At 51.3% G+C, this 5,374-nt stretch carries 3 protein-coding genes and 1 pseudogene; 1 reads left to right on the forward strand and 3 read right to left on the reverse strand.

Annotated elements, in window-relative coordinates:
* From ACTHUT_RS13410 to ACTHUT_RS13420, 3 genes and pseudogenes are all read right to left on the reverse strand, one after another.
* The coding region (locus ACTHUT_RS13410; RefSeq protein WP_440418883.1) for a DNA gyrase subunit A at window positions 1–649 on the reverse strand (649 nt) is incomplete at its 3' end.
* Between the two features lie 208 nt (window positions 650–857).
* Window positions 858–2,180 (reverse strand): annotated as a pseudogene (locus ACTHUT_RS13415) (MFS transporter).
* Between the two features lie 197 nt (window positions 2,181–2,377).
* Window positions 2,378–3,421 (reverse strand): LacI family DNA-binding transcriptional regulator, encoded by a 1,044-nt coding sequence (locus ACTHUT_RS13420; RefSeq protein WP_250601300.1) that lies wholly within the window; start codon window positions 3,419–3,421, stop codon window positions 2,378–2,380.
* 251 nt (window positions 3,422–3,672) lie between these two features.
* On the opposite strand from ACTHUT_RS13420, the gene pgi reads away from it, so the two are divergent.
* Entirely contained in the window at window positions 3,673–5,313 is a 1,641-nt protein-coding gene (gene pgi, locus ACTHUT_RS13425) for a glucose-6-phosphate isomerase (protein WP_250601302.1), read from the forward strand.
* Window positions 5,314–5,374 lie beyond the last annotated feature (61 nt).

Raw genomic sequence — 5,374 nt, forward strand, 5'->3', positions numbered from 1 at the left:
GCATCAGGTCGGCAGTTTCCAGCGTCGGCTTTTTCAACAGTGCAATTGCCGCCTGCGTGACTTCGTTCAAATTGTGCGAAGGAATTTCGGTCGCCATGCCCACCGCAATGCCCGACGCACCGTTGAGCAGCACCATAGGCAGGCGGGCGGGCAGGTGCAACGGTTCGTCAAACGCGCCGTCGTAGTTCGGCACAAAATCCACCGTCCCCTGATTGATTTCGGACAACAGCAATTCCGCAATCGGCGTGAGGCGCGCTTCGGTGTAACGCATCGCCGCCGCCCCGTCGCCGTCGCGCGAACCGAAGTTGCCGATACCGTCGATTAAGGGATAGCGTAAGGTAAAATCCTGCGCCATGCGTACCATCGCTTCATAGGCGGAACTGTCGCCGTGCGGGTGGTATTTACCCAAAATCTCACCGACCACGCGCGCCGATTTCACCGGCTTCGCCCCCGCCGTCAAACCCATATCGCGCATGGCAAACAGAATACGTCGTTGTACGGGCTTTTGGCCGTCTGAAACTTCAGGCAATGCGCGGCCTTTAACCACGCTCATGGCGTATTCGAGATAGGCACGTTCGGCGTATTGACCTAACAGCAGGTAGTCTTCGCCGATAGGAGATGGGCTTGGAGCGGAAATGTGTTCTGTCATCAGGATGGTAAAACGAAATAAATTAAAGAGGGATATTGTAAAGCAAAATCGGTAGTCATAGCCAATTTGAGTGATGAACGGTAGTGCGGCGACAATAAGGCTTACCGAATCAGGTCAGCAAATGGAATCCGTTTCGACAAAAAAGGCCGTCTGAAACCATTTCATGTTTCAGACGGCCTTTTCATTTTGGTTTTAAATCAAAACTTCGTTATTCTGTAGTAGCCGGTTTAGCCGCAGTTTTAATGGTTAAGGTCAACGCGGCGGCAATGGCGAGGAAAACACCGGCAAACGTCATCGCGTTGGCAGGGTTTGAACCCAAGAAGGTTTTGTACACCCAGCCGAAAGATACGGTTTCAATCAGCATTGGAATCACAATCATCATGTTTACAATACCCATGTACACGCCGTAACGTTCTTTCGGAATAGAACCGACCACAATCATAAACGGCACGCCCATCATACTTGCCCAACCGACACCGAAACCAATCATCGGGGCAAACATCAGGTATTTGTTGCCGATGTGCGGAATGGTGAGCAAGGCCAGCGCGGCAAGGGTTACGGCAAAGGCGTGAACATATTTGGCGGCATATTTGCGCGCCATCCACATCAGGCCGAAGGCGGAGATAAAGGTTACAACGTTGTAGAAACCGTTTACCAAACCGGTCCATGCAACAGCCTCCTGATAAGCAACCTTATCAGCAGAGGTGGAATCCCAAACAGATTTAACAAGACTGTGTGAAATATATTGCCAATAAATAAAAAGTGCATACCATTAGAAAAGATAAACTGAAGCAAGCTGCCACAAAGGTTTGGGCATTTCTTTGATGGCACTAAAGATCTCTTTGACGGCATGAACAGGACCTCTTGGTTGAGCTTTAATTGCTGCCATTTCTTGAGGTGAAGGTTCACGTTCAGGAGTAGTTAATACAGTTACTAGGACAGAACCAATAGAGCAAACCGCACCAATATAGAAGGAACCGAATACCCAATACGGGATACTCGCTTCGGAAGTTTGTTGCAACCAGCCGATTTGCTGGAAGATGTAGAGGGAAACGTTGGCCAGGGTAATACCCAAACCGGTAAACACGGACTGCATCAAGAAACCGGTAGATTGCTGATGTTCAGGAACCGTATCGGCAATAAAGGCACGGAAAGGTTCCATTGCAGTATTGTTACTGATGTCCAAGAGCCACAGCAACAATACGGCCACCCACAATGCGGTAACGTGCGGATAAATAAAGAGACAGAGGCTGCAACCGATGGCGCCAATCAAGAAATACGGGCGACGGCGACCCAATCCCGGCACCCAAGTGCGGTCACTCATCGCACCAATCATCGGCTGCACCAGCAAACCGGTAATCGGGCCTGCCATATTCAAAATTGGCAACTGGCTCGGATCGGCATGAAGAAAGCTGAAAATCGGATTAATCGCAGTTTGCTGCAACCCGAAGCTATATTGGATACCGAAGAAACCGAAGTTCATCAGCATAATCTGGCGAAGTGTCATCGCCACTTGTGGGGAGATTTTCATAGGAAGGCTACTCCTGGGTAATAAACTATGGAAACAACAAACTCCAATTTCAGCAGTATGACGCTTTTATTATATTTGGGCTGCCCTTTTTACTAAGGCAACTCCGTTTTCAGACGGCCTTTATTTTGACCGTTTGCATGATTCTTATTTTGATGTGTGTTTGTATTGTTTAAAGTTTATTTTCAGGCCGTCTGAAACTATTTATTAATCACAGACTGACGCCAGATGGTTTCCCCAACGACCTTGACTGACTGAACCGAGCCGGTCGGGTGTTCAATGTGTTGAAACAGCAAATCCGCCGCCATCGCGCCCATGCGCAAATAGGGCAACTCTGTACTGGTCAACGGCGGAAACAGCGTCTCCGCAATCGCGCTGTGGTTATCATAGCCGGCAACCGAAACTTGCTCGGGAACCCGCATGCCGCGTGTCCTCAAAATCCCGTACACGCGCACCGCCATTTCATCGTTGCCGCAGCAAATTACCATCGGCGGAAGCGGCAAAGACAGCAGCTTCAAAATAGCCGAAATCAAAGACCCGCTGTCGTTGCTGAAGTCAGGATAGCCAGTTTGCACCAAATCAGGATCGAAGACGATATCCGAATCAGCCAAAGCACGGCGGTATCCGGCCAATCTCAATCTCGTCGCTTCCACACCCGGCTGCAAAGTCACATAAGCAATCCGTTTGTGTCCACTTTGGATAATCCGGCGCACCAAGCCATACTGCCCTGCTTCATCATCCGGCAAAACCGCCGGCGTACCCACTGAATCAAAACAGTTGACCAACACCATCGGACAACGGTTGGGCACTTCCGGCAGCAATACTTCCTGATGGAAACCTGCCACATATAAAATCCCCTCGGCACGATGCTCCATAAAGGTACGGATCAGCGGCTCCATCTGACCGGGCTGCCCCAGCTTGTTGTCGATGTCGGCAATCATCAAAATCTTGCCTTGTGCGCGAATCTGCTGCTGAATGCCCTTAATCAAGAACATATCCGGTATGCCGTGTCCGCCCGTACTCTCGCCTGTCCGCGAAATGGCGCCGGTAATCAGACCGACCAATCCGGAACGGTGTGACCGCATAATCCGTGCCGCAGAAGACGGGATATAGCCCAAAGCAGCAATCGCTGTTTCTACTTTGGAACAGGTTTTCTCACTGACCGGCGTATCGCTGTTAATCACCCGACTGACCGTCTTGGGAGATACCCCGGCATAAGCAGCGACATCATAAATTGTAGCCATCTTACGGACCCGCCCCGACAAGATTTCAATAATGTTACATAGGATAACACAGCAGACATCGGTGTCATACCCCCTTTTTTACAAAAACTTGATGATAATCAACCGTTTATATTGCATTTTGCATACATTTCTTAAACAAAACCGCCCCTACCACCTCCCAAAATTTATCCAAATTTGTTAAACTACAAACAACTATAAAAAGCAGAAAATAGATACCCTGCTTGTTTACCGTTACATACTAAGGAAACGAAATGTCCGCATACTCAGACGCATGGCAGGCCTTGGAAGCCCATCATGCCGATACTCAACACGTTACCCTGCGCGAACGCTTCGCTGCAGATGCCGAACGTTTCAACAATATGCACGAAATTCTGCACGGTTTGTTATTTGATTACAGCAAAAACCGCCTAGATGAAAATACCCTTGATTTATTGTGCCAACTGGCCGAAGCAGCCGATTTGCCACAATATATGCAGGCCATGAGCAGCGGTGAAAAAATCAATACCAGCGAACACCGCGCCGTCCTCCACACCGCCCTGCGCCTGCCTGCCAATGCCAAACCTGTTTACGTTGACGGCGAAAACATCGTGCCCAATGTTCATCACGAACTCAACCGCGCACTCGAGTTCGCACGCCAACTTTTAGACGGCACCCACGCAGGCATTACCGGCAAACCGATTACCGACTTGGTTTACATCGGTATCGGTGGCTCCGATTTAGGGCCGCGCATGGCCACACAGGCGCTGCAGCCTTATTGGCAAAACATCCGTGTCCACTTTGTCAGCAACTCCGATGATGCCGACCTGACCCAAACCCTTCTCGGCCTCAACCCTGAGACCACCGTATTCAGCATTGCCAGCAAATCGTTCCGCACACCAGAAACCCTGCTCAATGCCTATGCGGCGCGTACTTGGTATCGCGATGCAGGTTTGCCCGATTCCGGCATCTACCGCCACTTCTGCGCCATTTCCGCCGATGTGGCAGCTGCCCAAAACTTCGGTATCTCCCCCGACAAAGTCTTCGCCATGTCCGACTGGGTCGGAGGCCGCTATTCCGTCTGGTCGCCCATCGGCCTGCCGCTGATGGTTGCCGTCGGCGAAAAAGCGTTCCGCAAAATGCTGGCCGGCGCACACGCGATGGATACCCATTTCTTCGAAACCCCATTCCGCCGCAACATTCCCGTCCTGATGGCGCTCATCAATGTTTGGTACAACAACTTCCAACATTCAGACGGCCAAACCGTTGTCCCATACAGCCACAACATGCGCCTCTTTACCCCGTGGCTCAACCAGCTCGATATGGAAAGCCTCGGCAAACAGCGTACTTCAGACGGCCAACCCGTTTCCTGCACCACCGGCGGCATTGTCTTCGGCGATGAAGGCGTCAACTGCCAACATGCCTACTTCCAGCTTCTGCACCAAGGCACGCGTCTGATTCCCGTCGACTTCATCGTCCCCATGACCACAGTCTACGGCAACCACCGCCAACACCGCTTTACCGTTGCCAATGCCTTCGCCCAAGCCGAAGCGCTGATGAAAGGCAAAACCTTAGACGAAGTGCAAATCGAATTGGCCGCCCTACCCCAAGACGAACGCGACCGCCTTGCGCCGCAGAAAGAGTTCCCCGGCAACCGTCCGAGCAACAGCCTGCTTATCGACAGCCTGACACCTTTCAACCTCGGCATGCTGATGGCGGCTTACGAACACCGCACCTTCGTACAGGGTGTGATTTGGCGTATCAACCCCTTCGACCAATGGGGCGTGGAATACGGCAAAGAGCTGGCCAAAACCATCGAACCCGAACTCGAACGCGGCACGCCGGCACATGACAGCTCCACCAACGGTCTGATCGCCTTCTACCGCAACTGCAACGCAAGATCGAAGGCCGTCTGAAAATAAAATGCCCGTAAGACAAGCATATCTGCCTGTCTTACGGGCATTTCAAAACCTAATC

It is taken from the genome of Neisseria sp. P0022.S010 (genome assembly GCF_051956635.1).

What these genes read in the sequence shown, in the direction of transcription:
- ACTHUT_RS13420 (WP_250601300.1), bottom strand. Translation starts at nt 3,421, where the DNA reads ATGGCTACAATTTATGATGTCGCTGCTTATGCCGGGGTATCTCCCAAG.
- pgi (WP_250601302.1), top strand. Translation starts at nt 3,673, where the DNA reads ATGTCCGCATACTCAGACGCATGGCAGGCCTTGGAAGCCCATCATGCC.